Genomic DNA, 26014 nt, shown 5'->3' with positions numbered 1-26014 from the left:
CTCTCCTGAACGCGAACATATTCCGGATGCAATGACGGGCCGGCCTCGGTCTGAATGTCAGGTCCTGCCGACTTCATCCACAAGCCAGGTGCTGAGCCTCTCGCTATGAATATTTGCCGATCGCGGCGGTATCAGCCAGTAACCGCGGTCGCGTGCCTCGAGCGGCGGCCCGGCTTCCACCAGCATATGTTTAGTGAGAAGCGTATCGACCAGCCCCATCCAGCCGATCGCCACGCCCTGCTCGCTGAGAGCGGCCTGGACGACTAGCGAATAGGTGTTGAAGCTGACATCGCCGCGGCCGGCATGGAGATCGCGAGTAACGGAGAATTCGGCAAGATAACTTCGCCAATCGAACCAGGGCGATGGCGTCGGCGAATCGAGATGGATCAGGATCGCCCTGGCAACCTGCTGCGGATCATCGAACGGGCCGTTGCGATCGAGAAATCCTCGAGTGCAGACGGGCACGACCTTTTCCTGCAGCAGAAGCGATCCGATGGCGCTGAATTCGGCCCGCGTGCCGAAAACCACCACCACATCTCCATCGTCACGAAAGCCAGGCTCAAGCCTCTGGGTCGCGACGATCTGTATATCCGTTTCCGGGTGAAGCTGGCGAAAGCCATGCATGCGCGGAATCAGCCAAAGCGCTGAAAAGGCATAGTCGGTTCTCAGTCTGACGACCGGCCTTTGAGCCTCAGTGCGGAAGCTGCGCGCCAGGGCATCGATGTCACCGACCGCCTTGGCGGCGACCTGGAAAAGTCGCTCGCCCTCCCCGGTCAGTTCCACGCCGCGATGCTGGCGGCGCAGCAGGTTGACGCCGAACTGCTCTTCCAGCCGCCGGATCTGATAGCTGACGGCAGGCTGCGTAAGGCCGAGAGCTGCCGCCGCGGCCGAGAAGCTGCCGAGCCTTGCGACCTCCGCGAAGATGCGCATCCACCCAAGCTCAGGCCGGCGGTCTGACATAAAAATTCCTTTAGGCAACGATCGAAAAAAGCCAGCTTTACAAGCATGATGATACTGGCTTTGATAAGATCTGCAAATAGCAAGGGGCACCTCTCAGCAGGACCTTTCCCGACCTTTGAGATCCCAGGAGACAATGTCACATGGCGCGTCCGAATATCCTCATCCTGATGGTCGATCAGTTGAATGGCACTTTCTTTCCCGATGGCCCGGCCGATTTTCTTCATGCACCGCATCTGAAATCATTGGCCGAGCGTTCCGTGCGTTTCACCAACGCCTATACGGCAAGCCCGCTCTGCGCACCGGCGCGGGCCTCCTTCATGTCCGGACAATTGCCGAGCCGAACGCGCGTCTATGACAATGCGGCGGAATTCGCCTCTGACATTCCGACCTATGCGCATCATCTGCGCGCTGCCGGATACCAGACGGCGCTTTCCGGCAAGATGCATTTCGTCGGCCCCGACCAGTTGCATGGCTTCGAGGAGCGCCTGACGACCGACATCTACCCGGCCGATTTCGGCTGGACGCCGGACTATAGCAAACCCGGCGAACGCATAGACTGGTGGTATCACAATCTGGGTTCAGTCACCGGTGCCGGGATTGCCGAGATCACCAACCAGATGGAGTATGACGACGAGGTCGCCTACCACGCCGCCCGCAAGCTGTTCGATCTCTCGCGCGGACACGACGAGCGCCCCTGGTGCCTGACCGTCAGCTTCACCCATCCGCATGACCCTTATGTCGCGCGCCGCAAATTCTGGGACCTCTATGAGGATTGCCCGGCACTTGACCCTACGGTTGCTCCGATTGCCTTCGAGCAGCAGGACCCGCACTCGCAGCGTTTGATGAAAGCCTGCGATCACGATGCTTTCGACATCAGCGATGAGCAGATCAGGCGGGCAAGGCGCGGCTATTTCGCCAATATCTCCTATGTCGACGAGAAGATCGGCGACATTCTCGGCGTCCTGGAACGGACCCGCATGGCCGAAAACACGATCATCCTGTTCGCGTCCGACCATGGCGACATGCTCGGCGATCGCGGCCTCTGGTTCAAAATGAACTTCTTCGAAGGATCGGCCCGCGTTCCGCTGATGATCGCGGCACCCGGCTGGAAGCCCAAACGGATCGACCAGCCCGTCTCCACCCTCGACGTGACGCCGACGCTGGCGGGTCTTGCCGGGATCGATATCGCCTCGCTGAAGCCATGGACCGAGGGCGAGGATCTCGCAGCGCTTGCCGAAGGCACCGGCAGCCGCAGCCCTGTGCCGATGGAATATGCCGCGGAGGGTTCCGAAGCGCCGCTCGTCTGTATCCGGGACGGACGATACAAGCTCTCGCTCTGCGAGAAGGATCCGCCGATGCTGTTCGATCTCGAGGCCGATCCCCGGGAGCTCGACAATCTGGCAGGAAAGCCGGCGCACGCCGACACCCTGGCACGGCTTGTCGAACAGGCACGTCGGCGCTGGAACCTTGCTGATTTCGACGCCGCCGTGCGCGAAAGCCAGGCGCGCCGCTGGGTGGTCTATGCGGCGCTGCGCAATGGAGCCTATTATCCGTGGGACTATCAGCCGCTGCAGAAGGCCTCGGAGCGCTACATGCGCAACCACATGGATCTGAACGTGCTGGAGGAAAACCAAAGGTTCCCTCGCCAGGAATGAGCAAGAATCGCTTCTGATTTAAGCCGTCTTGCGCGCCCGCGCCTCGCCCAGGAAATCCTCGATGAACGCCTTCTGCAGCAGGATGCCATCCCATTCATCCGGGAAGAAGGGCGAGTCGTAGATCAGCGTGAAGGGACCGGCGTAACCGGCCCTCTCGCACATCTCCAGGCACGTGCGGTAATCGTCGGCATCGAGGCCGGTAGCGCCGTAATCGGCCTTGGCATGGCAGATTTCCGCCCGGCCCATGATGTCGGCAAGGCCTTCATATTTGGCCGGCGCCGGCCAGTTGCCGAGGTCGCCGTTGAGGCCGACCTTGTCGTCCAGCCGGTCCAGCAGCCAGTTCATTTCGACCGGCGACGGCAGCAGATCGAACCAGTTCTCGACGACGATGCGCACGCCGCTGCCTTCCGCCTTTCCGGCCAGCCAGTTGAGATGATGGGCGGCGCGGGCAAGATTTTCTTCCGTCGGCTTCTGCTTGCCGGCAATGACGCGCATCCTCTGCGCCCCGAGGGCTGCGGCGATGTCAATCCACTCCTCCATCCATTTGACGTCGCGTTCGGCCGTCTCCGGATGGCTCGGGTCGCCATCTTCGACGAGCAGCGTCTGGAACAGCACGTTCGAGGCCGCCATTGCGTCACGCAATTCGCTTATATAGGCGGCATCGAGGCTCGGTAGATGGAAGGAACAGACCTCCAGCCGGTTGACGCCGCGTGCCGAGAGCGCCGCCGGCACGTCGATCAGCGCCGCCGCACCGGGGCCATAGGGTTCTTTCGCCGCAGCACTTTTGTCAGGATCGGGGCTATAGGCATAAACGGCGCCGAGCAGCCGATGCAGCGACCATGTCGAAACCGCGAACCGTCCGTTTTGCAAAACCTGCACTTGCTTTCCTCCGGGATCTCCTCATGCCATCAATGGCAACTAAATCCGGCCGGTTCAATTGCCAATTCAGGCAAAATCGTCGCGGATGACCGGCTCGGCGGCAAGGGCAATCCCCAGCAGCGCTTCATCGCGATGGGCGGTGGCCGAAAGCAGCAGGCCGACCGGCATGCCAGCCTCGCCGGTGCCGCAGGGAATGGAAACGCCGCACCAGTCGAGGAAATTGCCGAGCGCAGTGTTGCGCAACGTCTTGTTGTTCGTCGCGAAGAACAGCTCGTCATCCTGCTCCAGCGGTCCGATCGGTGGAGCGACATGGGCAACAGTGGGAAAGGCGAGCAGCCGGTCGCCGACCAGGCGCTCGACATCGGCGATCAGGCGGCGGCGCGCCTCGAGGATCGCCAAGTAATCCGGCAGCGTCGTCTTGCTTCCGAGACGGGTACGCATGACGACACGATGATCCATCCTGTCCGCGTCCGGTCCGGCCAAGCGTTCGCGGTGAAGTGCGAAAGCCTCCGCCGTCACCAGCGGACCATATCTCGTCATCAGATCGAATATCTCGTTAAAGGCGGGGATGACGGTGCGGGCGACTTGGGCGCCGGCCTTTTGAAGACGTGCCAAAGCTGCCTCGAACGCAGCGGCGACGCCGGCTTCCGCTCCGTCGAAGACGACGTTTTCGGGCACGATGAGTTCCAGCCCTTGCAGGGGACGCGCAACAACATCAGGCGCCGTCAAGCCGCGCATCGCCGCATCGATCCAGACCGCGTCCCTGACGCTGCGGCAGAGCGGTCCCAGCGAATCCAGGCTCTTTGCCAGCGGATAGACGCCTGCCATCGCGTGGCGGCCGCGCGTCGCCTTATAGCCGACGATGCCGTTGAAGGCGGCGGGAATACGCACCGAGCCGCCGGTATCGGTGCCCATGGCGACCGGAACCAACCCGGCCGCGACGACGACGCCGGCACCCGAGGACGAGCCGCCCGGAATGCGTGGGAGATCGGTGCCGCGCGGATTTACGGGCGTGCCGTAATGCGGATTGATGCCGAGGCCGGAAAAGGCGAATTCGCTCATATTGGTGCGCCCGACAGCGACCATGCCCGCCTGCTTGAGCAAAGCGACAACAGCCGCATCGCGCTTGGCCGGCATGTCCTTTGCCAGAACGACGGAACCCGCCGTCGTCGGCAAGTCTTCGATGTCGAAAAGATCTTTCCAGGCGATCGGAATGCCGTCCAGCAATCCAAGCGAGCGCCCTTCCCGCAGACGACGCGAAGAAGCGCGCGCCTCCTCCATCCCCCGGCTTTCGAGCAGAGTGGTGAAAACCGCCTTGTAGGCAGGGTTTGCGATGGAATCGAAAACCGCCTCGGCCACCTCGACCGGGTCGGCCGCGCCACCTTGAATGAGGACCGAAAGTTGCGCGACCGACATCGCGCCGAAGGATTTGCTCATGGGACTATCCAGAAGAAAGATGTTCCTCTCTGGACTACCCCGGATCATTCCGGTGAACCAGAGCTTCACGATATTTTGCGTTTATTGGTACGATTTTTTGAACACTGCGTTTGAATATCGCCCCTTCAATTGCCACGATCGAAGACACACATGCTGCACGCATGCGGAAGCGGTTCGGCACGAGGGTGAGAGTTTGCTCTAGAGAGACCGGCGCCGCATGTGTTGCAGGAGTAATTAAAATGACAGATTGTGAAACTTTAAGCCGTCGCCAGGATATGGTGACCCTTCATGTAAAAGAGGACGAAACCGCCGGTTTAGGCGAGCGCGATTATGTGGAACATGTCCGCGCACAGAAACTTTCGGCCTTCGAACGCATTGTCGTGGTCGGAGCGCTGGTTCTCTTGAGCTTTGCGGGTTTTGCCGCATATTCTTCCGGCAATACAGACCCGATGACGACATCGGCCATTGCCGCCCCGGCCGGCGATAACATGCCGCAGCATCCGGCCTACGGCCATTGCCGCGACAGCAGCCCCTACGCTGAGAGGGTCTGCTAACAGGAAAGCCACCGCATAATTCCTAAAATTATGCGGTAATTTAAAGTGCTACAGCGTCCTTTGCGCGTCTCAAAAGACGCACGGCGCTGTAGATCGCCGGGCATGGAGACCTTGAGCCCAGGCTGCATTGACAGCGGGAAGGGAAAAGAACCATGGCCGGTGATGTCGATTATAATCTCGATCGCTTCATCGATGCTCAGAATGGCGTCTATGAACAGGCGCTTTCAGAGCTGAAAGCCGGGCGCAAGACCTCCCATTGGATGTGGTTCATCTTCCCGCAAATCGCCGGCCTCGGCACGTCGGCGATGGCCGAAAAATATGCGATCCGCTCGGCCGAGGAAGCCGGCGCCTATCTCGCCGATCCCATTCTCTCAAGCCGGCTGCTGCGCTGTGTCGAGGCGATTCTGTCCGTCGGCGGCCGCTCGGCGCATGAAATTCTGGGCTCACCCGACGACCTCAAGCTACGCTCGTCGATGACCTTGTTTGCCGCGATCAGCGACCATGGTTCGCCCTTCCACCGGGCGATCGAGCATTTCTATCAGGGAAAATTCGACGAGCGGACGATAGAGATCCTTGGCGCGGATTAACGGCCCGGCCTGCTCTCCAGCGTAGCAATCTCCTCGGAGATCTCGCTCAACCGCTGACGTAGATCGATGTCGGTGCCATCATCGACCTCTTCCTCGCCGAAGCAATAGCGCGCATCATGAAGCTCCAGCTTGGCTTCAAGCTCGGCGCGTTTGTCATATAGGCGCTTGAGATAGACGTAGTTCATCTCCCTGCCTCCACATCGCCCCGGTGAGGGGAAAACGGCATGGAAGCGGTAAGGTTCCCCCCGCTGATAATTCAGCGATTGAAAGTGCTACTGCGTCCTTTGCGCGTCTGAAAAGACGCGCGGCGCTGTAGAGAGGGCGGTCAGGCGAAAGAAGCGATCGCCGCGTGGCAGGCCTTGGCGAAATGACCGCAGCAGCCGGCAGCGCCCATGGCCTGGCGGCTGACGCGGGCACCCTCGAGCAGCAGCGTCAACGTATCGGCAAGAAGCTGGGGTTCGCGCGCGCCGGCCGCCGAACAGAGCGCGGCCAAGCGATCACGCTGTTCGGCCTTGTGCCGCTCGATCATTTCGTGGGCGGGATGGCCCTCGCCCTTCAGCTCGATGGCGGCATTGGCGAGATCGCAGCCGGCGGGCTCGCCGTTCAGACACTGCGCCCGCAGTTCCACCCAGGCGTCCAGCTGGGCGCGCGGATTGCCGGGATAGGCCGCATCCAGATCGCGCCAGATGGTACCCGCCTTTTCGGAGGCGCGGCGCAGCGTTTCGCAGACGAGTTCGTCCTTAGAGCCGAAATGCCGATAGAGCGTCATCTTGTTGGTCAGAGCCGCGTCGGCAATGGCGTCGACGCCGATGCCGCGGATGCCGCGCTCGCGGAAAAGCTCCGAGGCGGTCGAGACGATACGCTCCCGCGGCGGGATGCGATCTTCTGGAACGGCTGCGGAGATTTCATTCGAAGTTTCTGATTTTTTTGCGGACGTAGTCCTTGACATCAATGTGACCGATCGGTAACAAATGCATTGTTACTTACCGGTAACACCACCTAACGCGAAAGTCAATGCCGAGGGCATGGCAGCGGAAAGTGGAACACGGGCGACCGCCCACGAAAGGAGGACAACCATGACAAAGACCAGAGATGACCTGACGATATCCGAAGCCCTTCGCGACCCCCTGATTGCCATGGTGTTGCGCGCCGACGGCGTGAAGCTTGAAGATTTCAAGCAACTCCTGGAGACGGCCGCCCGCAAGCGCGAACCGCGCTCGACTTCGGTGGGCAATATGATCGGAGCACTCGCAAACCGCGCCAATCTGCCGGCCATGCCCTGCTTCGGCTGACAAGCCGCCTGAATAGCTTGGGGATCTCTCCCTGCCCCCGTCAAGGGCTGCCGTCATAACCCGACGGCGGCCCTTGCCGCTTTAGAGGATCGGCTTGCCGCCGGTGACCGCGATTGTCGTGCCGGAGACGTAGCTCGATAAGGGATCGGCCAGCATCACATAAGCCGTCGCCAGCTCGGCCGGCTGGCCGGGCCGTTTCATCGGCACCTGCTTGCCGAAATTGCTGACGCTTTCTTCGGGCAGTGTCGAAGGGATGAGCGGCGTCCAGATCGGCCCCGGCGCCACCGCATTGGCGCGAATGCCTTTATCGGCCAGAAGTTGGGCAAGGCCGGCGGTGAAATTCTGGATCGCGCCCTTGGTCGTCGCATAGGCAAGCAGCGTCGGGTTTGGACTGTCCGAATTGATCGAGGCCGTGTTGATGATGGCGCTGCCGGGTTTCATATGGGCGACGGCTGCCTTGGTCAGGTAGAACATCGAATGGATGTTGACCTTGAAGGTCAGCTCCCATTCCTCGTCGCTGATCTCGTCAATGCTCTTGAAGCTTGCCTGATGCGCGGCGTTGTTGACCAGAATGTCGATACCGCCAAGTTCCTTGACCGCCGTCTCGACGATCTGCCGGCAGTGGGCCGGATCCTGGATGTCGCCGCTGACGAGGATAGCCTTGCGTCCGGCCTGCTCGACGAGCCGTTTTGTCTCATCGGCATCCTCATCCTCGTCGAGATAGGAGATCACCAGATCGGCACCTTCCCTGGCGTAAGCGATTGCCACCGCGCGGCCGATGCCGCTATCGCCGCCGGTGATGATCGCCCGCTTGCCTTTCAACCTGTCGGCGCCGCGATAACTCTCCTCGCCGTGATCGGGAATAGGGTCCATCTGCGTGGTAAAACCAGGCATCGGCTGTTTCTGGGATGGAAAAGGGGGTGTCGGGTAATTTGGCATCATGACCTCCTGCGTTCAGGGGGCAAACTCAGGCTAAGACTTGTTGTTCCAGCGGTCTTGCGGCAGTTTTGCTTTCGGACTAAAATGACTAGAAAATTGGTCATCAAGAGGGTGTCATGGCGAGTGTTAATTTAGCGGAAGCCAAGGCCCATCTCAGCGAATTGCTCAATCGCGTCGAAGCTGGCGAAACCGTCGAGATTTTGCGCCATGGCAAGCCGGTGGCGCAACTCGTGCCCGTCAAGACGCGCAAAAAACCGGTCGATGTCGCGCGGCTGAAGGCATTGACCGCCTCGATGAAGCCGCCGGCCAAGCCGGTCGATTCCGCGACCTTCATCCGCGACATGCGCGACAATGATCGCTACTGATGCTTTATATCGACACATCAGTCCTCGTCGCCGCCTGGACGATCGAAACCCGCACGGACGACGTGCAGCAATGGCTGGCAGCGCGTCAATTCGAGGAGATCGCGGTCAGCGGCTGGACGATCACCGAATTTTCGAGCGCCATCGCGCTTAAGGCGAGAAACGGACAACTCGATCCGGACGATCGCAGCAAGGCTTTGGCGCTGTTCAAGGAGCTATGTTCGACGTCCTTCGAGCTCCTGCCCATATCGCGGTCGCACTTCATCGAAGCGGCACGAATGACCGATCAATTTAATATCGGTCTTCGCGCCGGTGATGCTCTGCATCTCGCTGTCGCGATCGGCAACGACGCCACGCTCGTCTCGCTGGACAAGGGGCTGGCAAAAGCTTGCAGCATCGTAGGTGCGCATTATCGGCTGTTATGAAGTGGACGATATCGTGGGTATCACTCAGCCTCCCATACGATCAACCTGCAAAATGTTGCGATTTGCCATAGCGACCGCTATGCCATAGTAATGTAACATGATCGCAGTTTTCATGAGGTGCGTGGAATTGGACGGAAAAACATCATCCGCAGTTTACTCCGAAGATGAGGGCGTTGCCAGCGAGGCCCATGGCAAGGGGGCACGCCGCGCGCGTGTCAGCGGCATCGACCGGGCGCTTCAGGTGATCGATCATCTTTATGAGACCGGATCGCCCGCCGGCGTCTATGCGATCGCCAAGGCTGTGAAGGCGCCGCTTTCGACCGTTTACGTCATCGTCGACGATCTCGTCGAGAAGAACATGCTGACGCGGCAGACGGACGGCTCGATCTGGCTCGGCGCGCGGCTCTACCACTACGGCCTTGCCTACGCACGGTCATTGGATTTCATGAGCATCGCCACCCACGAAATGCACGATCTCTGCCGCCAGGCCGGCGAAACCGTGCAGGTCTGCGGTCGCGACGGCGACTATATGCTGGTGCTCGCCATGGCCGACGGCCCGAGCCACTTCCAGGTCGCGTCCCGCGTTGGCACCCGGGTGCCGCTCAACTGGACGGCCTCCGGCCGCCTGCTCGTCGGCCACCTGCCCGAGCAGGAGCGCATCGAACTGTTCAAGCGCTGCGCCCGCTCTTCACCGACCGGCCGCGCCGAGATCGATCCGGGTACGCTGTCGGAAGCCGCCGGCAAAGCCTTCGAGTCGCGCTTGTCGATCCAGGCGGGGGAATCCGATTATGCGGTTGCCTGCATCGCCTCGCCGATCTGCGATCGCGATGGCCAGTGCGTCGCCACCATTTCCATCGTGCTGCCGGAACAGAAGGCCTTTTCCGACGAGAACCACTATACGGCCCATGTGCGTAGTTCAGCGGAACGGATCGAAAAGCTGATGGGCTGGCGCAACCGCTGAGCATTGCGCTTTTCAGCGGATCCTACCTGTAGGAATAGCCGTGGCTGTGGCGCACCAGCTTGCGCGCCCGCGGCACATAGCGGCTGGCGGCAAAGGCATCGGCGCCCATCACGGCATAGCGCGGCTCGAACAGCTTGGTGAGGACCGAGACGTCGCCGTTGGAATCCGTCGCCTCGAGATCGGAATCGACCAGATCGAAAACGGTGAATTCCGCTTGCGAGCCGACCGAAAGCCGGTTCTCCATCGACAGCTTGATGACGGATGCCGGCGCATGGGTGACGGCTTCCACCACCTTGTCGAAAGGCATGCCGACGCTGAGCAGCTTCGACATCGTCGTCGCCAGGTCCCAGACCGGGAAGTTCATCGAATGGCCGTGCAGGTCGGTCGAGATCGAGAACGGCAGAAGCCCGCGCGCAATCGCCGCCTCGGCGACCTTGAAGGAGAAGGAGGCGCCGCCATGGCCGATGTCGAGACGGATGCCCTCGGAGGCGCAGCGCTCGGCGAGATTGAAGAGGTCCTCGTCTTCCATGATGCTCGACCCGGCCTTGCCGTTGAAGCAGTGGGTGACGACGTCGCCGGGGCCGAGGATCTCGAGCACTTCGTCATAAAGCGCCGGCGGCTCGCCGACATGCACCATCATCGGCACTTTCAAAATCTTGGCGATCTTCTTGCCAAGCTTGACCGGCGTGACGCCCCAGGATCCGGTGATGACATGGCTGGCGCGCACCTTGATGCCGACGATGTGCTCGCTGTTTTCGGCATAAACTTCGAGGATGCGGTCGAGATCGATATCGCGGATATCCCGCAATTCCGCAACGCGGTTGCAGGCCACAAGACCGATCGAGCCGAGATTGAGGAAGGCCTTGATGCGCTCGCGCGAGGGCTCGATGATATATTCGCGGAAGCCATGAAAATTTGCCTCACCGGCCGAACCGGCATCGACCAGCGTGGTGACGCCGCGCTCGACGCCGCATTCGGACGGACGGATGGAAATATCAGTGCCGCCATGCCAGATATGCACGTGCAGGTCGACCCAGCCGGGCGAAATGAAGGCGCCCTTGCCGTCGATGCGCGTCACATCCTGCGAGACTGAAAGGGACGAACCGATCTCGGCGATCCTGCCGCCGGCATTGACGAGAATGTCGATTGCCCCCTCGGATGTGCCCGCACCGAAAGCGATCGGTTTGACATTGGTGAGGAGAAGCGGCTTCTTCGCCTGGTCGCCGGGCATGACATGCATTCCTTTCGAAGTCTCGGACCGGGATCGCTCCTCGGTCATCCGTCTGCGGGTTGCTCTGGAAGAGTAATGAGGAAGCTAGAGATGGCGCCTCAGGGCACCGCATTGCCATAATTCCATAATAATGCTATATAAGTCTTTATAATAGAATAAAGCTGAGGACGCCGCTGTCAAGAAAAATGACGTGGCCGTCACCACTGAGGAAACGTAAGCGGTGCGCTCCTTCCGAAGCACGCCCGTTTCGAAGATCCGATAAATTCGCGTTTGTTTTCAATCTCGAAGGATGGAATAGTCAAGCCGTTCCAGGTGATCCGGATCGGCGATGGCGTCGATCGCGGCGATCCTGCCATCGGCGATCGTCAGCGCCACCACCACGCGGAGCTGGCCCTGGATCTCCACGACGAATCCGAGTTCGCCGTCGACAATGGCGATTTCTGCCGCCTGCGCCCGACCCTTGAAGGCTTCAGCCACCTGAGCTGCGCCGCGCATTTGGCCAATGGTGCCGAAGCGGGCCGCCGTGGCATCCGGCCGGAAGACGACGTCAGGGGCAAGCACCGCGATTAACGCCTCCAGATCGCCGTTGCGCGACGCCGTCAGAAAGGCCTCGGCGATCGTCCGCTTGCGGCCGAGATCCACATCAGGTGCCTCGTCCAAACCCCGCACCCGGCGGCGTGCGCGGCTCGCGAGCTGGCGGGCGGCCGCGGACGAGCGACCGATGATCGGCGCGATCTCGTCGAAGGGCAGGTCGAACATGTCGTGCAGCACGAAGGCGACGCGTTCGGCGGGCGCCAGCGTCTGCAGCACGACGAGCAGTGCCAGACCGACCGAATCGGCAAAGGCGGCTTCGCGCTCGGGATCGTCCGTCGGATCGGCGATCCCGCCATGGACGGGCACCTCCAGCGGTTCCTCGCGCCGGGTCTTGCGGGCGCGCAGCATGTCGAGGCAGATGCGCGCCACCACCGTCGTCAGCCAGCCGCCGAGATTGCCGACCCCTGTCGTATCCGTGCGGCTGAGCCGCAGCCAGGCCTCCTGAACGGCATCATCAGCCTCGCTGCGTGAGCCGAGCATGCGATAGGCTGCGGCCCTCAGATGCGCTCTGTTCGCCTCGAACTCATCGGCCAGCCATTTTTTCTCGTCCATTTGTCACATTCCTCCGCTGCGTTCCGTCAAAGCCATGACGAATGAAACCCGGCCGATGTGACAGCGCCGGCGGATCGTCGAACAACAGTAAACGCATCAAGGAGACATACCATGCAGGAGAGAATGGGAAACCCCGCCCTCGTCCTTCCCGCGGCCATGCAGGCGCTCAATGCGCTCAGCAAGGTGCCGGTCGAAACCGGCCTTTCGCCGAAGCTGCTCGAACTCGTCAACCTGCGCGCCAGCCAGATCAACGGCTGCAGCGTCTGTGTCGACGGGCATCCCCGCATTGCAAAGAAGCTCGGCGAAACCGACGAAAGGCTCTTCGCCATCGGCGCCTGGCGCGACTCGCCCTATTTCAGCGACGCCGAGCGGGCAGCCCTTGCGCTGACCGAGGCAGTCACCCGTGTCAGCGACCGCGCCGACCCTGTGCCGGACGATGTCTGGGACGAAGCGACCCGGCATTATGACGGCAGGAGCCTTGCGGCACTCGTCATCGCCATCGCCAACATCAATGTCTGGAACCGGCTGAACATCGCCACCCGCCAGATCGCCGGGGCCTGGAAGCCGTAAACGGCGGGACGCCGGCAGCGCGTCACCCCTGCGCTGCCGGCAACCATCATCCCTAATCAGCATGGCTTCAGGCCATGCGAAACAATCGGTCGTTCAGATGATGCCGCCGCCGCCGGCAGCGGATGCCGGGCGCTCGGCCGCCACTTGTCTGCGATAGCCGCTGGCGCGATAGACGGCGATCGGGTCGATCGCGCCGCCGGCCCTGCGTCGGGCTTCGGCGAGGATCGGCTCGACATCGGCGCGATAGGCGCGCTTCAACGTTTCCGATGCCATCAGCGCGTCGTTGTCGTCCTGGTAACCGGAGAGCGCCTTGCGGTCGACGAGCAGCGCCTGTGCATAAGCACGGCGGATTTCGTTGGCGCTGTTGATCAGGCTTTCGATCGGGTCGGTGACATTGTGCGACTGGTCGATCATATGGGCCGGGTTGAAGTCATTGACGCCGCGCTGCTCGGCATCGACCAGTTCGTTGAAGACGAGGAACAGCCGGTAGGGATCGATCGCGCCGGCGTCGAGATCGTCGTCGCCATATTTCGAATCATTGAAGTGGAAACCGCCGAGCTTGCCGAACTGGATCAGGCGGGCGACGATCATCTCGATATTGGTGTTCGGCGCATGGTGACCGAGATCGACGAGGCAATAGGCCTTGGGGCCGAGCGTCTGGGCGATCAGATAGTTGGTGCCCCAATCCTGCACGATGGTGGAATAGAAGGCCGGCTCGTACATCTTGTGCTCGGAGAACAGCTTCCAATCATCAGGCAGCGCCTTGTAGATATCCGCCATCGAGGCGAGATAACGCTCGAAAGCCTTGGTGAAATGGCTCTGGCCGGGGAAGTTCGAACCGTCGCCGATCCACACCGTCAATGCCTTGGAGCCGAGCGCCTTGCCGATTTCGATGCATTCGAGATTGTGCTCGACCGCTTGCGCCCGTGTTGCCGCATCGGTGTGGCTGAGCGAGCCGTATTTATAGGAATGGGCCTGGCCGGGCGCATCGGAAAAGGTGTTGGAATTCATCGCATCGAAGCCGAGGCCGAGCGCATCACCCTTGGCCTTCAACTCCCTGGCGTCTGCCTTGTCCCAGGGAATATGCAGCGAGACATTCGGCGTCGCCTGCGTCAGTTGGTTGATGACGGCGCAATCGTCGAGCTTGTCGAAGATGCCGCGCGGCTCGCCGGTGCCGGGGAAACGGGCAAAACGCGTGCCACCGGTGCCGACGCCCCAAGAGGGAACGGCGACGAAGAATTCCGCAACCTTCCGGGTGACTGCTGCGATATCGACGCCACGGCGGACAAGCGTCGCGCCCAGTGCCTCGTAATCGGCTTTCAGCGCTGTTGCCCGCTTGTCATTATCCGTCGCAACCAGATCCTGCGCGATCCTGAATTCGGCCATTTCTTCCTCCCGATTGTTTCTTTCTCCCCTTCTCCCCAGCGGGGAGAAGGTGGCCCGAAGGGTCGGATGAGGGGGCGGCCGGGTAGGACATTAATGGTCCTTCGCTGCCCTGCCCGGAACACGCATCGCTTCGCTCTGCGCCCCCCTTCATCTGCCTGCCGGCATCTTCCCCCCGCCGGGGAGAAGAGCGTCCCTCTTACCGCGTAAAACTCTGCACATTGCCGGCATCGACATTGATGATGTTGCCGGTCGATTTTGCAGAAAGGTCCGATGCGAGGAAATAGATCGCCTCGGCGATATCTTCCGGAAACACGTTGAGTTTCAGCATCGACCGCTTGCGGTAATGTTCCTCGAGATCGTCCACCTCGATCTTGGACGAGGCGGCGCGCTGCTCGCGCCATTCTCCGCTCCAGATCTTCGAGCCGCGCAGGACGGCATCCGGATTGACGGTGTTGACGCGGATGCCGGCATCCGCGCCTTCGAGCGCCAGGCAGCGGGCGAGATGGATTTCGGCAGCCTTGGCGGTGCAATAGGCAGCCGCATTCGGCGAAGCGGCAAGACCGTTCTTCGAAGCGACGAAGACGACGTTGCCACCGAGCGCCTGGCGGCGGAACAGGCGGAAGGCTTCGCGCGAGACGAGGAAATAGCCGGTCGCCAGAATATCGATATTGCGGTTCCACGTCGACAGCTCGGTGGCTTCGATCGGCGCGGACGAGGCAATGCCGGCGTTCGAGACGAGGATATCGATGCCGCCGAATTCAACGCAGGCTTCCGCGAAGGAGGCGATCACGGCATCTTCCTTGGTGACGTCAAGCCGGACGCTGCGTACGGCGTCAGCGCCATATCTCTTGACGAAATCGGCTTCGGTGCCCTCGAGTGCTGCCTGGTCAATATCGGCAAGCACCACGCAGGCGCCTTCACCGACGAGGCGCGCGGCCGTCGCCCGGCCGATGCCGCCGGCGCCGCCGGTGACGAAGGCGACGCGGCCGGCAAGGCTCTTCGGCTTCGGCATGCGCTGCAGCTTGGCCTCTTCGAGCAGCCAGTATTCGATGTCGAAGGCTTCCTGCTCGGGCAGGCCCTGATATTCCGAGACCGTCGAGGCGCCGCGCATGACGTTGATTGCGTTGACGTAGAATTCGCTGGCAATACGAGCCGTCGCCTTGTCGCGGGCAAAGGACAGCATGCCGACGCCAGGAACGAGGAAGATGACGGGATTGGCATCGCGGATGGCAGGCGAATTGTCATGCTTGCAGTCGTTGTAATAGCGGGCGTAATCGGCGCGGTAATCCTCCAGCGCCTTGTCGAGACCGGCAACGATCGCGTCGACATCCGGCTTGGCCGGGTCGAAATCGACGATCAGCGGGCGGATCTTGGTGCGCAGGAAATGATCCGGGCAGCTGGTGCCGAGCGCGCCGAGCGGGCGCAAATCCCGGGAATTGACGAATTCGAGCACCGCGCCCTGATCGTCGAAATGTCCGAGCTTGCGCTCCTGCTTGCCGATGCGGCCCCGGATCTCCGGCATCAGCCGGGCGGCGATGGCGCGGCGTTCGGCGGCGGCCAGGCTCTCAGTGAGCGCACCGCCGAAAATCGTCTTTCCCTCGGTCTTTTCGGCAAACCAGACGATCGCCTTGTTGATGATATCGAGCGTCAGCTCGTAGCAGGCCTTGGCGTCATCAGCCCAGGTAAAGAGGCCGTGGCTTTCGAGCACGACACCCTTGGCATTCGGGTTTGCGGCGACGAAAGCACCGAGGTCGAGGCCGAGCTGGAAGCCCGGACGACGCCAGGGCAGCCAGCCTATCTCGTCGCCGAAGATCTGCTGCGTCAATTCCTTCGAATTCTTCGACGCGGCGATCGCGATGATCGCATCAGGATGCATGTGGTCGACATGGGTGAAAGGCACGAAACCGTGCAGCGGCGTATCGATCGAGGCGGCGCGGGCGTTCAGGTTGAAGGTGCAGTGCGGCAGGAAGCCGACCATGCGGTCCTCGTCCTCGACGCCCTTGTAGATGCTCTTCAGCGATTCCAGCTTGTCCTGGTAGAGCGTCGCGAAACCGTCGAGCTTGATCGTGCCGACATCGCCGCCCGATCCCTTGACCCAGAGTACCTTGACCTTGCCGCCGGTCAGCGGATCGGTTTCCAGCACCTTCGCCGAGGTGTTGCCGCCGCCATAATTGGTGATGCGCTTGTCGGCGCCGAGCAGGTTGGAGCGATAGAGCAGCTTGCCAGGCTCATCGAGGCCTGCCGCGTAAGCATCATCCCACCGGTTTTCCAGAAGCCGGACGTTCGCCGCCATGTCATCCTCCCATATGAAATCTTCATCGGGACGCAAAGTTCGCGCCCTTTTCGCTGACGGTATCGCTCATCAAAACGCAGCTTGTCAATCGAAAACGATCAAATTCGATTATTGTGCAGCGCAATATGAAAATTTATGATCGTTTTTGATTGACACATTGTCATATGTGCGAAATAAACGATTAAAGGAGGAGCCCCATGCACGAACGCGAACGCCATCGCATCATTCTGAGCGCCGTTCAGGAAAAGTCCGTCGTGACGGTTCAGGATATTTCCGAACTGACCGAGGCTTCCGAGGCGACGATCCGGCGCGACATCGCGGCTCTTCATGTTCAGGGCAAGATCCGGCGCGTGCGCGGCGGCGCCGAGGCGGTGCATCCGCCGCAGCTCGGCAATCTCGCCGGGCGTCCCTTCCGGGTGTCGGAATCGGTCAATATCGACAAGAAACGCGCAATCGCCCGCCAGGCAGTCGAGCTTTGCGATCCCGGCGACGCGATCATCATCAACGGTGGCACGACCACCTTCCAGATGGTGCATTTCATGGCGGCCCACCGCCTGCAGGTGATGACCAATTCCTTCGCGATTGCCGAACATCTGGTCAAGCATTCGAAGAACACGGTGACGGTGCCGGGCGGCGCGATCTATCGCGAGCAGAGCCTGATCCTCTCCCCCTTCGACAACGACGCGATCCGCAATTTCTACGCCCGCCGTTTCTTCATCGGTGCGCAGGGCGTCGGCCCGCTCGGCATCATGGAAGCCGACGCGCTGATCATCCAGAGCGAGCAGAAGCTGATGCATCAGGCCGACGAACTGGTCGTCATGGCCGATTCCAGCAAGTTCCATCGCCGCTCGAGCCTCATTCTGTGCCCGCTCGAGCGTGTGTCTACGATCATCACCGATGACGGCATTCCAGAGGAAGCCGTCAGGATGATCGAGAATGCCGGCATCAGGCTCATTGTCGCGAGCCCGGTCGCCCAGGCAATCAAGGAGGATTCCTCGTCGGTCGCATAAGGCGCCGGCCAGGTGTGAAGAGTGTCAATCAAGTGGGAGGATGAAAGCATGAAACTCGCAAAGAAACTCGCAATCGGCGTGGCATTTGCCGTCGCCATGATGGCCGGCACGGCAAGTGCCGCCGACATCAAGATCGGTCTCGTCGTCAAGTCGCTCGGCAACGGCTTCTTCGATGCTGCCAACAAGGGCGCGCAGGAAGCGGCCAAGGAACTCGGCGGCGTCGAGGTCATCTATACGGGTCCGACGACGACGACGGCCGAAGGCCAGATCGAAGTCATCAACTCGCTGATCGCCCAGGGCGTCAGCGCCATCGCCGTTTCGGCCAACGATCCCGACGCGCTCGTTCCGGCGCTGAAGAAGGCTACACAGCGCGGCATCAAGGTCATCTCCTGGGATTCCGGCGTCGCGCCTGAAGGCCGTATCCTTCAGCTCAACCCGTCGTCCAACGAGTTGATCGGCAAAATGTGCCTGACCCTCGTCAAGGACCATCTCGACGGCGGCAAGGGTGACTTCGCGATCCTGTCGGCAACGACCACCTCGACCAACCAGAACATCTGGATCGACCAGATGAAGAAGCAGCTCAAGGATTTCCCGGGCCTCAACCTCGTCACCACGGTCTATGGCGACGACCTCTCGGACAAGTCCTACCGTGAAGCCGAGGGCCTGCTGAAGGCGAACCCGAACATCAAGGTCATCGTCGCTCCGACGACGGTCGGCGTTCTCGCCGCGTCGAAGGTCGTCGAAGACAAGGGCCTTGTCGGCAAGGTCTACGTCACCGGTCTTGGCCTGCCGTCCGAAATGGCCGGCGCGATCAAGTCGGGCGCGACGAAGGAATTCGCCATCTGGAACCCGATCGATCTCGGCTACTCCGCAACGCAGATCGCCTATCGCCTCGTCAAGGGCGAGACCGACGGCAAGCCGGGCAGCGAGATCGAGGCCGGCCGCATGGGCAAGATCAAGGTCGGCGACAACGGCGAAGCCGCCATGGCCGATCCCTTCGTCTACAACGCTACGAACATCGACCAGTTCTCCAAGGTCTTCTGATCCAAGCCGACGCATAAAAGCCCGGCGGCCTGATGGCCGCCGGGATTCTCATTCGACACTGGTAGAAGCTCGATGAACGCTGCCTTTCAACAAACCGCCACGGACAGCAAAACCGGTGATGCGCCCGCCATTCTGGAAATGCGCGGCATCTCCCAGATCTTCCCGGGCGTGAAGGCGCTCGACAATGTCAGCATCGCGCTGCATCCCGGCACGGTGACCGCGCTGATCGGCGAAAACGGCGCCGGCAAATCGACGCTGGTCAAGATCCTGACCGGCATCTACAGGCCGAATGAAGGCGAGATCCTCGTCGACGGCCAGCCGGTGACCTTTGCCAGCGCCCAAGCCGCAATCGATGCCGGCGTCACCGCCATCCATCAGGAAACCGTGCTGTTCGACGAGCTGACGGTTGCCGAAAACATTTTCCTCGGCCATGCGCCGCGCACGCGTTTGCGCACCATCGACTGGCAGGCGATGAACAGCCGCGCGAAGGCGCTGTTGACCGCGCTCGAAAGCAATATCGATCCGACGATCCGGCTGAAGGACCTCTCGATCGCGCAGCGCCATCTGGTGGCGATTGCGCGCGCTCTGTCGATCGAGGCCCGCATCGTCATCATGGACGAACCGACGGCAGCCCTTTCCCGCAAGGAGATCGACGATCTCTTCCGCATCGTCCGGGGCCTGAAGGAAAAGGGCAAGGCGATCCTCTTCATCAGCCACAAGTTCGACGAGGTGTACGAGATCGCCGACGATTTCGTCGTCTTCCGCGACGGCCGCGCCGTCGGCCAGGGCCGGCTCAAGGAAACGCCGCAGGACGAGATCGTCCGCATGATGGTCGGCCGCGACGTCGAGAATGCCTTTCCGAAGGTCGATGTCGCCATCGGCGGCCCGGTTCTCGAGATCCGCAATTACAGCCACCGCACCGAATTCCGCGACATCTCCTTCACCCTGCGCCAGGGCGAGATTCTCGGCATTTACGGCCTGATCGGCGCCGGGCGTTCGGAACTGTCCCAATCGCTCTTCGGCATCACCAGGCCGCTCTCGGGCACCATGATGCTCGAGGGCCGCGAGATCACCATCCATTCGCCGCAGGATGCGATCCGGGCCGGCATCGTCTATGTGCCGGAGGAACGCGGCCGCCACGGGCTGGCGCTGCCGATGCCGATCTTCCAGAACATGACGCTGCCCTCGCTCGCCCGCACCTCGCGCCGAGGCTTCCTTAGGGCGGCCAACGAATTCGCGCTCGCGCGCAAATATGCCGAGCGGCTGGACTTACGCGCCGCTGCCCTTTCCGTCCCGGTCGGCACGCTCTCCGGCGGCAATCAGCAGAAGGTCGTCATCGGCAAATGGCTGGCGACGGCGCCGAAGGTCATCATCCTCGATGAACCCACAAAAGGCATCGACATCGGTTCGAAGGCGGCCGTGCACGGCTTCATCAGCGAACTCGCCGCCGAGGGCCTGTCGATCATCATGGTCTCGTCCGAACTGCCCGAAATCATCGGGATGTCGGATCGCGTCCTGGTGATGAAGGAAGGTCTCGCCGCCGGAATTTTCGACCGCGCCGAGCTGTCGCCGGAAGCGCTGGTGCGCGCCGCCACCGGCAATACATGAGGCCCGCAATGCATAAGGCCCAGCAATTCATAAGGTAAGAGCATGGTAAGACTGATCAGAAAACGCGAAACCCTGCTGTTCCTCATCATCGTCGTGATGATCGCGATCTTTTCGACGCGCGCTGCCGATTTCGCAACGCCGGAGAATCTCGCCGGCATTTTCAACGATACCTCCATCCTGATCATCCTGGCGCTCGCGCAGATGACGGTCATCCTGACGAAATCGATCGACCTGTCGGTTGCCGCCAACCTCGCCTTCACCGGCATGGCGATCGCGATGATGAATGCCGCCTATCCCAATCTGCCGCTCGTCGTGCTCATCCTTGCCGCGATCGTCATCGGCGCCTGCCTCGGCGCCATCAACGGCCTTCTCGTCTGGGCGCTCGAAATTCCGCCGATCGTCGTGACACTCGGCACGCTCACCATCTATCGCGGCATGGCCTTCGTGCTGTCGGGCGGGGCGTGGGTCAACGCCCACCAGATGACGCCGGTCTTTCTGTCGGTGCCGCGCACGCCGATCCTCGGCCTGCCCGTTCTCGGCTGGGTGGGCATCATAATCGTGCTCCTGATGTATGTCCTGCTCCGATACACCCAGTTCGGCCGCTCGGCCTATGCGACCGGCGGCAATCCGACCGCGGCCGTCTATGCCGGCATCGATACGGGCTGGACGAAATTCCTGGCCTTCGCCCTGTCGGGCGCGCTCGCCGGCCTTGCGAGCTATCTCTGGGTGTCGCGTTATGCTGTTGCCTATGTCGATATCGCCAACGGCTTCGAACTCGACAGCGTCGCGGCCTGCGTCATCGGCGGCATCTCGATTGCCGGCGGCGTCGGCTCGGTCGCCGGCACCGTGCTCGGCGCGCTCTTCCTCGGCGTCATCAAGAATGCATTGCCGGTGATCGGCATTTCACCCTTCACGCAGATGGCGATCTCCGGAACCGTCATCATTCTCGCCGTCGCCTTCAACGCCAGGCGCGAGCGCAACCGCGGCCGCATCATCCTGCGCGACCGCGCCGCGGCCGAGATCAGAACGGAGGCCGCAGCATGAGCACCGTGTCCACACACGAAAAGCGGGTCATTCCCGACCGCCTCGGCACACCCTTCCGCCGCATCCTCGCGAGCTGGGAAGTGCTGCTCTTTGCCGTCGCCGTGCTGATCTTCATCTTCAATTCGCTCGCCTCGCCCTATTTCCTCGATGCCTGGAATCTCTCGGACGCCACCTTTAACTTCACCGAAAAGGCAATGATCGCCTTTGCCATGGCGCTGCTCGTCATATCAGGCGAGATCGACCTCTCGGTCGCTGCGATCATCGCGCTCGCCTCGACGGCAATGGGCGCGGCAGCGCAGGTCGGCATCGGCACACCGGGCCTGGTCGCGATCGGCATCGGCACCGGCCTTGCCTGCGGCATCTTCAACGGCGTTCTGGTCTCGGTGCTGAAACTGCCGTCGATCGTCGTCACCATCGGCACGATGAGCCTTTTCCGCGGCATTTCCTATATCGTCCTCGGTGATCAGGCCTATGGCAAATACCCGGCTGATTTCGCCTATTTCGGCCAGGGCTATGTCGTCTGGGTATTCTCCTTCGAATTCGTGCTCTTCATCGTGCTGGCGATCCTCTTCGCCATCCTCCTGCATGCGACGAATTTCGGCCGGCAGGTCTATGCGATCGGCAACAACGACTTCGCCGCCCGCTTCTCCGGCATTCCGGTCGAGCGCGTCAAATTCATCCTCTTCCTGTTGACCGGCGTCATGAGCGGCGTTGCCGCCGTCTGCTTGACCTCACGCCTCGGCTCGACCCGGCCGTCAATCGCCCAGGGCTGGGAACTTGAGGTCGTCACCATGGTCGTGCTCGGCGGCATCTCGATCCTCGGCGGCTCCGGCACCATCGTCGGCGTCGTCATCGCCGCCTTCGTCATGGGTCTCGTCACCTTCGGCCTCGGCCTGCTGAACGTGCCAGGCATCGTCATGTCGATCTTCATCGGCCTGCTTCTGATCATCACCATCGCCATCCCGATCATCGCCCGCCGCATCAAGGTCATGAGCTCCCGATGACTTTAGAAAAACACGCCTTCAAAATGCAGCTCAATCCGGGCATGGAAGCCGAATACCGCAAGCGGCATGACGAGATCTGGCCGGAACTGGTCGATCTCCTGCACAAGTCAGGCGCCAGCGACTATTCCATTCATCTCGACCGCGAGACCAACACGCTGTTCGGCGTGTTGACGCGGCCCGCCGACCATAGGATGGCAAGCCTGCCGGACCATCCGGTCATGAAAAAATGGTGGGCGCACATGGCCGATATCATGGCGACCAATCCCGATAATTCGCCGGTCCAGAGCGACCTGGTCACCGTCTTCCATATGCCATGAACGCCACCTCTTATCGCCGCATCGCCGTCCTCGACATCGGCAAGACCAATGCCAAGGTGGTCGTGCTCGACAGCGAGACGGGCGCCGAGGTCGCCGTCCTGAAACGGCCGAATATCGCGATCAAAACCGGTCTCTATCCGCATTACGACGTAGAGGCCCTCTGGTCCTTTGCGCGCGATGCGCTGAAGAGCCTTGCGCGCGAGCCCGGCTTCGACGCCATTTCGATCACCACCCATGGCGCCTCCGCAGCACTCCTTGCCCGGGACGGCACGCTTGCCATGCCTGTCATCGACTATGAACATGAATATCCGCAGGAAATCCGCGACGCCTATACGCGGCTGCGCCCCTCCTTCGACGAAACCTTCTCGCCGCACCTCGCGATGGGCCTCAACGTCGGCGCGCAGCTGCACTACCAGAAGACCGCCTTTCCCGAGGAATTCGCCGAGGTTGCGACCATCCTCACATATGCGCAATATTGGACGGCGCGGCTGACGGGTGTTGCCGCCAATGAGCTGACCTCGCTCGGCTGTCATACCGACCTCTGGAACCCGAGGGCCGGCAGCTATTCCTCGCTCGTCGACAGGCTTGGCATTCGCGACCTCATGGCGCCGATCCGATCCGCCTTCGATGCGCTTGGCCCGGTTCTTCCCGACATCGCCGCAGAGCTCGGCCTTACCGCACCCGTGCCGGTCTATTGCGGCATTCACGATTCCAATGCCTCGCTGCTGCCGCATCTGGTGCGTCGCGAAGCGCCCTTTGCGGTCGTCTCCACCGGCACATGGGTCATCAATTTTGGCGTCGGCGGCGATCTCGATCATCTCGACCCGAAACGCGATGCGCTCGCCAATGTCGATGCCTATGGCCGGGCCGTCCCCTCCTCGCGTTTCATGGGCGGGCGGGAATTCGAAATTCTTTCTGCCGAGATCGGCCCTATCGACGAAAAAGCCGTCGAGGCGGCAATCGGCCCGGTCATCGACAAAGGCATGATGCTCCTGCCGAATATCGCGCCGGGTTCCGGGCCTTTTCCCGGAAAGGTAAGCCGCTGGATCGGTGCTGAAGAGGCAAGCCGCGAGGAGCGCTCTGCCGCTGCCTGCCTCTATCTCGCCTTGATGACCGATGCCTGCCTCGGACTGATCGGCGCCAAAGGCCCTGTTATCGTCGAAGGCCCATTTGCCCTGAATGGGACCTATCTCACGCTGCTGGCCGCCCTAACCGGCCGCGAGGTCATGGCCCTTCCTGGCACAACCGGCACCAGCCAGGGGGCCGCTCTTCTCACCGGCATCCGGCCGGTGTCGGGTGCCGAGACGCATGTTCCGCCGACTGATATCCCGGGGCTGGCCGCCTATCGCACCCGCTGGTACGCGGCGATGGAATAGGAGTCTTTCCAAAAGCGGCCTTGTTCGTCCCTGCCTTCTCGCTAGAACAGGATGATTTTAGGCCGGGTCGGCCTAAAATCTGAATCCTGTTCTACATTATATAGTTAGAGCATGATGTCGTCCGAAAACCGCTCACACTTTTCGGCATCATGCTCTAGTGTGGCACCTCGAAAATCAGGTCGAGGAGATAGCATGACAGAGACATTCGATCCGCGCACGGTTGCAGCCACGCTTCACAGCCTGCGCCAGGCCGGCAGGCAGGAGGCAACGGACACTTTCCCGCTGCCAGCCGATCTCCATCAGGCGATGGAGGCGCAGAAGTTGCTCACCGCTGCAGACAGTATTTCAAGCAACGCCTGGAAGGTGACGGTCTCGCCGCAGGGCCAGGCGGTCACCGCTCCGCTGCATCCCTATGCCGAAGCCGTCTCGGGCGCTGACATTCCCTGGTATCCGGGCCTGAAATTCGAAACCGAGATCGCCGTCCGTCTCGGCAGTGATCTGCCGGTCCGCACAGGCGTTCCCTACAGCCGCGCCGACGTGGTCAAGGCGATCTCCGCTGTCCATCTCGGCGCCGAGCTGCTGGTGAGCGCGGTTAGGGAAAGCGGCAGCGTTTCCTTTCTACTGTTCGTCGCCGACCGCCTCGGCAATAGCGGCTATGTGCTCGGTCCGAAGCTCGAAAAAAGCGTTGTCGACACCGTCGGGGGAACGCCGCTCAAGGTCACTCATGCCGGCCGCACGATCTATGATGGTCCGGCACAGCATCCGAAGGGCGACGTTCTCACCTGGCTCGTCGATTACGCCAATGATGGCTTGCGCCCCGAGACATCGCTGAAGACGGGTGCGCTCATCACCACAGGCACGTTGAGCGGCGCGATCGAACTGACCGAACCCGGCGAGATCGACATCGAACTCGGCAATAGCAGGCTCAGCTTCTCGGTATCGAAGGGTTGACTTGACCCCGTGGCGCTTAAGCCTTCTCGCGGAACATCTCGATGATGGCGGAAAAGTCCCTTCCGCCATTACCCTGCTTCTCGAAGAGCGCGAAAAGCTGCGCTGCTTCCGCGCCGAGCGGCGTGGACGCGCCACTCGCCAGCGCCGCCTCCTGCGAAAGCCTGAGATCCTTCAGCATCAGGGCTGCGGCAAAGCCCGGCCTGTAGTCATTATTCGCAGGCGAAGTCGGCACTGGTCCGGGCACCGGGCAATAGGTATTGATCGACCAGCACTGGCCCGACGAGGTCGAGGCAACGTCGAACAGCGCCTGATGCGAGAGCCCAAGTTTCTCGGCGAGTACGAAGGCCTCGCAGACGCCGATCATCGAAATGCCGAGGATCATGTTGTTGCAGATCTTCGCCGCCTGGCCGGCGCCGGCCTCGCCGCAATGGACGATCTTCTTTCCCATCGCCTCGAGGATCGGTTTTGCCTTGGCGAAGGCCTCTTCCGAGCCGCCGGCCATGAAGGTCAGCGTGCCCGCGGTTGCCCCGCCCGTGCCGCCGGAGACGGGGGCGTCGAGCGACAGGCAGCTCGCGGCCTTGGCCATCTCATGCGCCTTGCGGCTGCTGTCGACATCGATGGTCGAACAATCGATGACCAGCGTGCCTTGCGCGGCCGACTGCAGGATATCGGTCCAGGCCGTCAGCACGTGCCTGCCCTGCGGCAGCATGGTAATGATGATCTCCGCGTCCTTGACCGCCTGGCTGGCATGACTTGCCGGTTTGACGCCGCTCTCCTCGGCCGCCTTCAGCACCGAAGCCGCAAGATCGAAGCCAAAGACTTCATGACCTGATTTGACCAGATTGGCCGCCATCGGCCCGCCCATATTGCCAAGCCCGATGAATGCGATCCTTGCCATGGTCTTCTCCAATGAAAGAACGCAAGGGGCAGAACACCAGCATTTGGCGGCTTTTCCTTGGGTTCGGTTAAGTTTTGACCGGCAT

General features: G+C 61.6%; 27 protein-coding genes. 16 read left to right on the top strand and 11 right to left on the bottom strand.

What is annotated here, in order from left to right:
* Positions 1 to 57: 57 nt before the first annotated feature.
* Entirely contained in the window at positions 58 to 960 is a 903-nt protein-coding gene (locus tag BS629_RS05425) for a choline sulfate utilization transcriptional regulator (RefSeq protein ID WP_018246551.1), read from the bottom strand.
* A gap of 140 nt (positions 961 to 1100) precedes the next feature.
* On the opposite strand from BS629_RS05425, the gene betC reads away from it, so the two are divergent.
* Positions 1101 to 2615 carry a choline-sulfatase gene (gene betC / locus BS629_RS05420; RefSeq protein WP_018246550.1) on the top strand — a complete coding sequence of 505 codons (1515 nt, stop codon included), beginning with the start codon at positions 1101 to 1103 and terminating at the stop codon, positions 2613 to 2615.
* Positions 2616 to 2633: 18 nt separating this feature from the next.
* On the opposite strand, the gene BS629_RS05415 is transcribed toward betC, so the two are convergent.
* Together BS629_RS05415 and BS629_RS05410 are read right to left on the bottom strand one after the other, a co-directional pair.
* Complete coding sequence (locus tag BS629_RS05415; RefSeq protein WP_018246549.1) at positions 2634 to 3494, bottom strand: sugar phosphate isomerase/epimerase family protein; 861 nt, start codon at positions 3492 to 3494, stop codon at positions 2634 to 2636.
* Positions 3495 to 3560: 66 nt separating this feature from the next.
* Positions 3561 to 4931, bottom strand: a complete 1371-nt coding sequence (locus BS629_RS05410; RefSeq protein ID WP_018246548.1) for an amidase — start codon at positions 4929 to 4931, stop codon at positions 3561 to 3563.
* Between the two features lie 275 nt (positions 4932 to 5206).
* Between BS629_RS05410 and BS629_RS05405 the strand changes: the two genes are divergently transcribed.
* Both BS629_RS05405 and BS629_RS05400 read left to right on the top strand, forming a co-directional pair.
* Complete coding sequence (locus BS629_RS05405; RefSeq protein WP_018246547.1) at positions 5207 to 5485, top strand: hypothetical protein; 279 nt, start codon at positions 5207 to 5209, stop codon at positions 5483 to 5485.
* Between the two features lie 152 nt (positions 5486 to 5637).
* Positions 5638 to 6072: a DUF1810 domain-containing protein gene (locus tag BS629_RS05400; protein ID WP_018246546.1), complete on the top strand. Its 435-nt coding sequence runs from the start codon at positions 5638 to 5640 to the stop codon at positions 6070 to 6072.
* On the opposite strand, the gene BS629_RS05395 is transcribed toward BS629_RS05400, so the two are convergent.
* Complete coding sequence (locus BS629_RS05395) at positions 6069 to 6257, bottom strand: hypothetical protein (protein WP_018246545.1); 189 nt, start codon at positions 6255 to 6257, stop codon at positions 6069 to 6071. The genes BS629_RS05400 and BS629_RS05395 overlap by 4 nt on opposite strands.
* A 140-nt stretch (positions 6258 to 6397) precedes the next feature.
* The gene (locus tag BS629_RS05390) at positions 6398 to 7021 is read right to left on the bottom strand and encodes a TetR/AcrR family transcriptional regulator (RefSeq protein WP_018246544.1); all 624 of its coding nucleotides are present in this window, start codon (positions 7019 to 7021) and stop codon (positions 6398 to 6400) included.
* Between the two features lie 127 nt (positions 7022 to 7148).
* Here BS629_RS05390 and BS629_RS05385 point away from each other — a divergent pair, with 127 nt between their 5' ends.
* Positions 7149 to 7364 carry a hypothetical protein gene (locus BS629_RS05385; RefSeq protein WP_018448558.1) on the top strand — a complete coding sequence of 72 codons (216 nt, stop codon included), beginning with the start codon at positions 7149 to 7151 and terminating at the stop codon, positions 7362 to 7364.
* 81 nt (positions 7365 to 7445) lie between these two features.
* On the opposite strand, the gene BS629_RS05380 is transcribed toward BS629_RS05385, so the two are convergent.
* Positions 7446 to 8303 (bottom strand): SDR family oxidoreductase, encoded by an 858-nt coding sequence (locus BS629_RS05380; RefSeq protein WP_026188778.1) that lies wholly within the window; start codon positions 8301 to 8303, stop codon positions 7446 to 7448.
* 116 nt (positions 8304 to 8419) lie between these two features.
* Between BS629_RS05380 and BS629_RS05375 the strand changes: the two genes are divergently transcribed.
* The 3 genes from BS629_RS05375 (at position 8420) to BS629_RS05365 (ending at position 10051) form a co-directional block, all read left to right on the top strand.
* Complete coding sequence (locus tag BS629_RS05375; protein WP_018246541.1) at positions 8420 to 8668, top strand: type II toxin-antitoxin system Phd/YefM family antitoxin; 249 nt, start codon at positions 8420 to 8422, stop codon at positions 8666 to 8668.
* Positions 8668 to 9090, top strand: coding sequence for a type II toxin-antitoxin system VapC family toxin (locus BS629_RS05370; protein ID WP_018246540.1), 423 nt, complete (start codon positions 8668 to 8670; stop codon positions 9088 to 9090). Before BS629_RS05375 ends, BS629_RS05370 begins: the two co-directional genes overlap by 1 nt.
* A 112-nt stretch (positions 9091 to 9202) precedes the next feature.
* Positions 9203 to 10051, top strand: coding sequence for an IclR family transcriptional regulator (locus BS629_RS05365; RefSeq protein WP_032980995.1), 849 nt, complete (start codon positions 9203 to 9205; stop codon positions 10049 to 10051).
* A gap of 22 nt (positions 10052 to 10073) precedes the next feature.
* On the opposite strand, the gene BS629_RS05360 is transcribed toward BS629_RS05365, so the two are convergent.
* Positions 10074 to 11282 (bottom strand): amidohydrolase/deacetylase family metallohydrolase, encoded by a 1209-nt coding sequence (locus BS629_RS05360; RefSeq protein ID WP_032980994.1) that lies wholly within the window; start codon positions 11280 to 11282, stop codon positions 10074 to 10076.
* A gap of 276 nt (positions 11283 to 11558) precedes the next feature.
* A complete protein-coding gene (locus tag BS629_RS05355; RefSeq protein WP_018246537.1) occupies positions 11559 to 12428 on the bottom strand; it encodes a sigma-70 family RNA polymerase sigma factor in 870 nt (289 codons plus the stop codon).
* Positions 12429 to 12539: 111 nt separating this feature from the next.
* Here BS629_RS05355 and BS629_RS05350 point away from each other — a divergent pair, with 111 nt between their 5' ends.
* On the top strand, positions 12540 to 12998 hold the full coding sequence (locus tag BS629_RS05350) for a carboxymuconolactone decarboxylase family protein (protein WP_018246536.1): 459 nt from the start codon (positions 12540 to 12542) through the stop codon (positions 12996 to 12998).
* A 93-nt stretch (positions 12999 to 13091) separates the two neighbouring features.
* Here the strand turns inward: BS629_RS05350 and rhaI are convergent, their stop codons facing one another.
* Positions 13092 to 14384 (bottom strand): L-rhamnose catabolism isomerase, encoded by a 1293-nt coding sequence (rhaI, locus tag BS629_RS05345; protein WP_018246535.1) that lies wholly within the window; start codon positions 14382 to 14384, stop codon positions 13092 to 13094.
* A gap of 196 nt (positions 14385 to 14580) precedes the next feature.
* On the bottom strand, positions 14581 to 16677 hold the full coding sequence (locus tag BS629_RS05340; RefSeq protein WP_018246534.1) for a bifunctional rhamnulose-1-phosphate aldolase/short-chain dehydrogenase: 2097 nt from the start codon (positions 16675 to 16677) through the stop codon (positions 14581 to 14583).
* A gap of 197 nt (positions 16678 to 16874) precedes the next feature.
* Between BS629_RS05340 and BS629_RS05335 the strand changes: the two genes are divergently transcribed.
* The 8 genes from BS629_RS05335 (at position 16875) to BS629_RS05300 (ending at position 25031) form a co-directional block, all read left to right on the top strand.
* Positions 16875 to 17687 (top strand): DeoR/GlpR family DNA-binding transcription regulator, encoded by an 813-nt coding sequence (locus BS629_RS05335; RefSeq protein ID WP_018246533.1) that lies wholly within the window; start codon positions 16875 to 16877, stop codon positions 17685 to 17687.
* Positions 17688 to 17735: 48 nt separating this feature from the next.
* Positions 17736 to 18731: a rhamnose ABC transporter substrate-binding protein gene (gene rhaS, locus BS629_RS05330; protein WP_018448549.1), complete on the top strand. Its 996-nt coding sequence runs from the start codon at positions 17736 to 17738 to the stop codon at positions 18729 to 18731.
* A 72-nt stretch (positions 18732 to 18803) separates the two neighbouring features.
* Entirely contained in the window at positions 18804 to 20339 is a 1536-nt protein-coding gene (locus BS629_RS05325) for a sugar ABC transporter ATP-binding protein (RefSeq protein WP_018246532.1), read from the top strand.
* A 42-nt stretch (positions 20340 to 20381) separates the two neighbouring features.
* Positions 20382 to 21383, top strand: coding sequence for an ABC transporter permease (locus BS629_RS05320; RefSeq protein ID WP_018246531.1), 1002 nt, complete (start codon positions 20382 to 20384; stop codon positions 21381 to 21383).
* A complete protein-coding gene (locus BS629_RS05315; RefSeq protein WP_018246530.1) occupies positions 21380 to 22387 on the top strand; it encodes an ABC transporter permease in 1008 nt (335 codons plus the stop codon). The genes BS629_RS05320 and BS629_RS05315 overlap by 4 nt, the downstream gene beginning before the upstream one ends.
* Positions 22384 to 22704 (top strand): L-rhamnose mutarotase, encoded by a 321-nt coding sequence (gene rhaM / locus BS629_RS05310; RefSeq protein WP_018246529.1) that lies wholly within the window; start codon positions 22384 to 22386, stop codon positions 22702 to 22704. The genes BS629_RS05315 and rhaM overlap by 4 nt, the downstream gene beginning before the upstream one ends.
* Positions 22701 to 24080, top strand: coding sequence for an FGGY-family carbohydrate kinase (locus BS629_RS05305; RefSeq protein ID WP_018246528.1), 1380 nt, complete (start codon positions 22701 to 22703; stop codon positions 24078 to 24080). The genes rhaM and BS629_RS05305 overlap by 4 nt, the downstream gene beginning before the upstream one ends.
* Before the next feature lie 192 nt (positions 24081 to 24272).
* Positions 24273 to 25031, top strand: a complete 759-nt coding sequence (locus BS629_RS05300; RefSeq protein WP_018246527.1) for a fumarylacetoacetate hydrolase family protein — start codon at positions 24273 to 24275, stop codon at positions 25029 to 25031.
* Positions 25032 to 25047: 16 nt separating this feature from the next.
* Here the strand turns inward: BS629_RS05300 and mmsB are convergent, their stop codons facing one another.
* The gene (gene mmsB / locus BS629_RS05295; RefSeq protein ID WP_018246526.1) at positions 25048 to 25929 is read right to left on the bottom strand and encodes a 3-hydroxyisobutyrate dehydrogenase; all 882 of its coding nucleotides are present in this window, start codon (positions 25927 to 25929) and stop codon (positions 25048 to 25050) included.
* Positions 25930 to 26014 lie beyond the last annotated feature (85 nt).

Source organism: Rhizobium leguminosarum bv. viciae USDA 2370 (assembly GCF_002008365.1).
Taxonomy (GTDB): domain Bacteria; phylum Pseudomonadota; class Alphaproteobacteria; order Rhizobiales; family Rhizobiaceae; genus Rhizobium; species Rhizobium leguminosarum.
This window is presented reverse-complemented; position numbering and strand designations above follow the sequence as displayed.

Coding starts and splice junctions, on each gene's coding strand:
- BS629_RS05425 (WP_018246551.1), bottom strand. CDS start 960: ATGTCAGACCGCCGGCCTGAGCTTGGGTGGATGCGCATCTTCGCGGAG.
- betC (WP_018246550.1), top strand. CDS start 1,101: ATGGCGCGTCCGAATATCCTCATCCTGATGGTCGATCAGTTGAATGGC.
- BS629_RS05410 (WP_018246548.1), bottom strand. CDS start 4,931: ATGAGCAAATCCTTCGGCGCGATGTCGGTCGCGCAACTTTCGGTCCTC.
- BS629_RS05405 (WP_018246547.1), top strand. CDS start 5,207: ATGGTGACCCTTCATGTAAAAGAGGACGAAACCGCCGGTTTAGGCGAG.
- BS629_RS05400 (WP_018246546.1), top strand. CDS start 5,638: ATGGCCGGTGATGTCGATTATAATCTCGATCGCTTCATCGATGCTCAG.
- BS629_RS05395 (WP_018246545.1), bottom strand. CDS start 6,257: ATGAACTACGTCTATCTCAAGCGCCTATATGACAAACGCGCCGAGCTT.
- BS629_RS05390 (WP_018246544.1), bottom strand. CDS start 7,021: ATGTCAAGGACTACGTCCGCAAAAAAATCAGAAACTTCGAATGAAATC.
- BS629_RS05385 (WP_018448558.1), top strand. CDS start 7,149: ATGACAAAGACCAGAGATGACCTGACGATATCCGAAGCCCTTCGCGAC.
- BS629_RS05380 (WP_026188778.1), bottom strand. CDS start 8,303: ATGCCAAATTACCCGACACCCCCTTTTCCATCCCAGAAACAGCCGATG.
- BS629_RS05375 (WP_018246541.1), top strand. CDS start 8,420: ATGGCGAGTGTTAATTTAGCGGAAGCCAAGGCCCATCTCAGCGAATTG.
- BS629_RS05370 (WP_018246540.1), top strand. CDS start 8,668: ATGCTTTATATCGACACATCAGTCCTCGTCGCCGCCTGGACGATCGAA.
- BS629_RS05365 (WP_032980995.1), top strand. CDS start 9,203: ATGAGGTGCGTGGAATTGGACGGAAAAACATCATCCGCAGTTTACTCC.
- BS629_RS05360 (WP_032980994.1), bottom strand. CDS start 11,282: ATGCCCGGCGACCAGGCGAAGAAGCCGCTTCTCCTCACCAATGTCAAA.
- BS629_RS05355 (WP_018246537.1), bottom strand. CDS start 12,428: ATGGACGAGAAAAAATGGCTGGCCGATGAGTTCGAGGCGAACAGAGCG.
- BS629_RS05350 (WP_018246536.1), top strand. CDS start 12,540: ATGCAGGAGAGAATGGGAAACCCCGCCCTCGTCCTTCCCGCGGCCATG.
- rhaI (WP_018246535.1), bottom strand. CDS start 14,384: ATGGCCGAATTCAGGATCGCGCAGGATCTGGTTGCGACGGATAATGAC.
- BS629_RS05340 (WP_018246534.1), bottom strand. CDS start 16,677: ATGGCGGCGAACGTCCGGCTTCTGGAAAACCGGTGGGATGATGCTTAC.
- BS629_RS05335 (WP_018246533.1), top strand. CDS start 16,875: ATGCACGAACGCGAACGCCATCGCATCATTCTGAGCGCCGTTCAGGAA.
- rhaS (WP_018448549.1), top strand. CDS start 17,736: ATGAAACTCGCAAAGAAACTCGCAATCGGCGTGGCATTTGCCGTCGCC.
- BS629_RS05325 (WP_018246532.1), top strand. CDS start 18,804: ATGAACGCTGCCTTTCAACAAACCGCCACGGACAGCAAAACCGGTGAT.
- BS629_RS05320 (WP_018246531.1), top strand. CDS start 20,382: ATGGTAAGACTGATCAGAAAACGCGAAACCCTGCTGTTCCTCATCATC.
- BS629_RS05315 (WP_018246530.1), top strand. CDS start 21,380: ATGAGCACCGTGTCCACACACGAAAAGCGGGTCATTCCCGACCGCCTC.
- rhaM (WP_018246529.1), top strand. CDS start 22,384: ATGACTTTAGAAAAACACGCCTTCAAAATGCAGCTCAATCCGGGCATG.
- BS629_RS05305 (WP_018246528.1), top strand. CDS start 22,701: ATGAACGCCACCTCTTATCGCCGCATCGCCGTCCTCGACATCGGCAAG.
- BS629_RS05300 (WP_018246527.1), top strand. CDS start 24,273: ATGACAGAGACATTCGATCCGCGCACGGTTGCAGCCACGCTTCACAGC.
- mmsB (WP_018246526.1), bottom strand. CDS start 25,929: ATGGCAAGGATCGCATTCATCGGGCTTGGCAATATGGGCGGGCCGATG.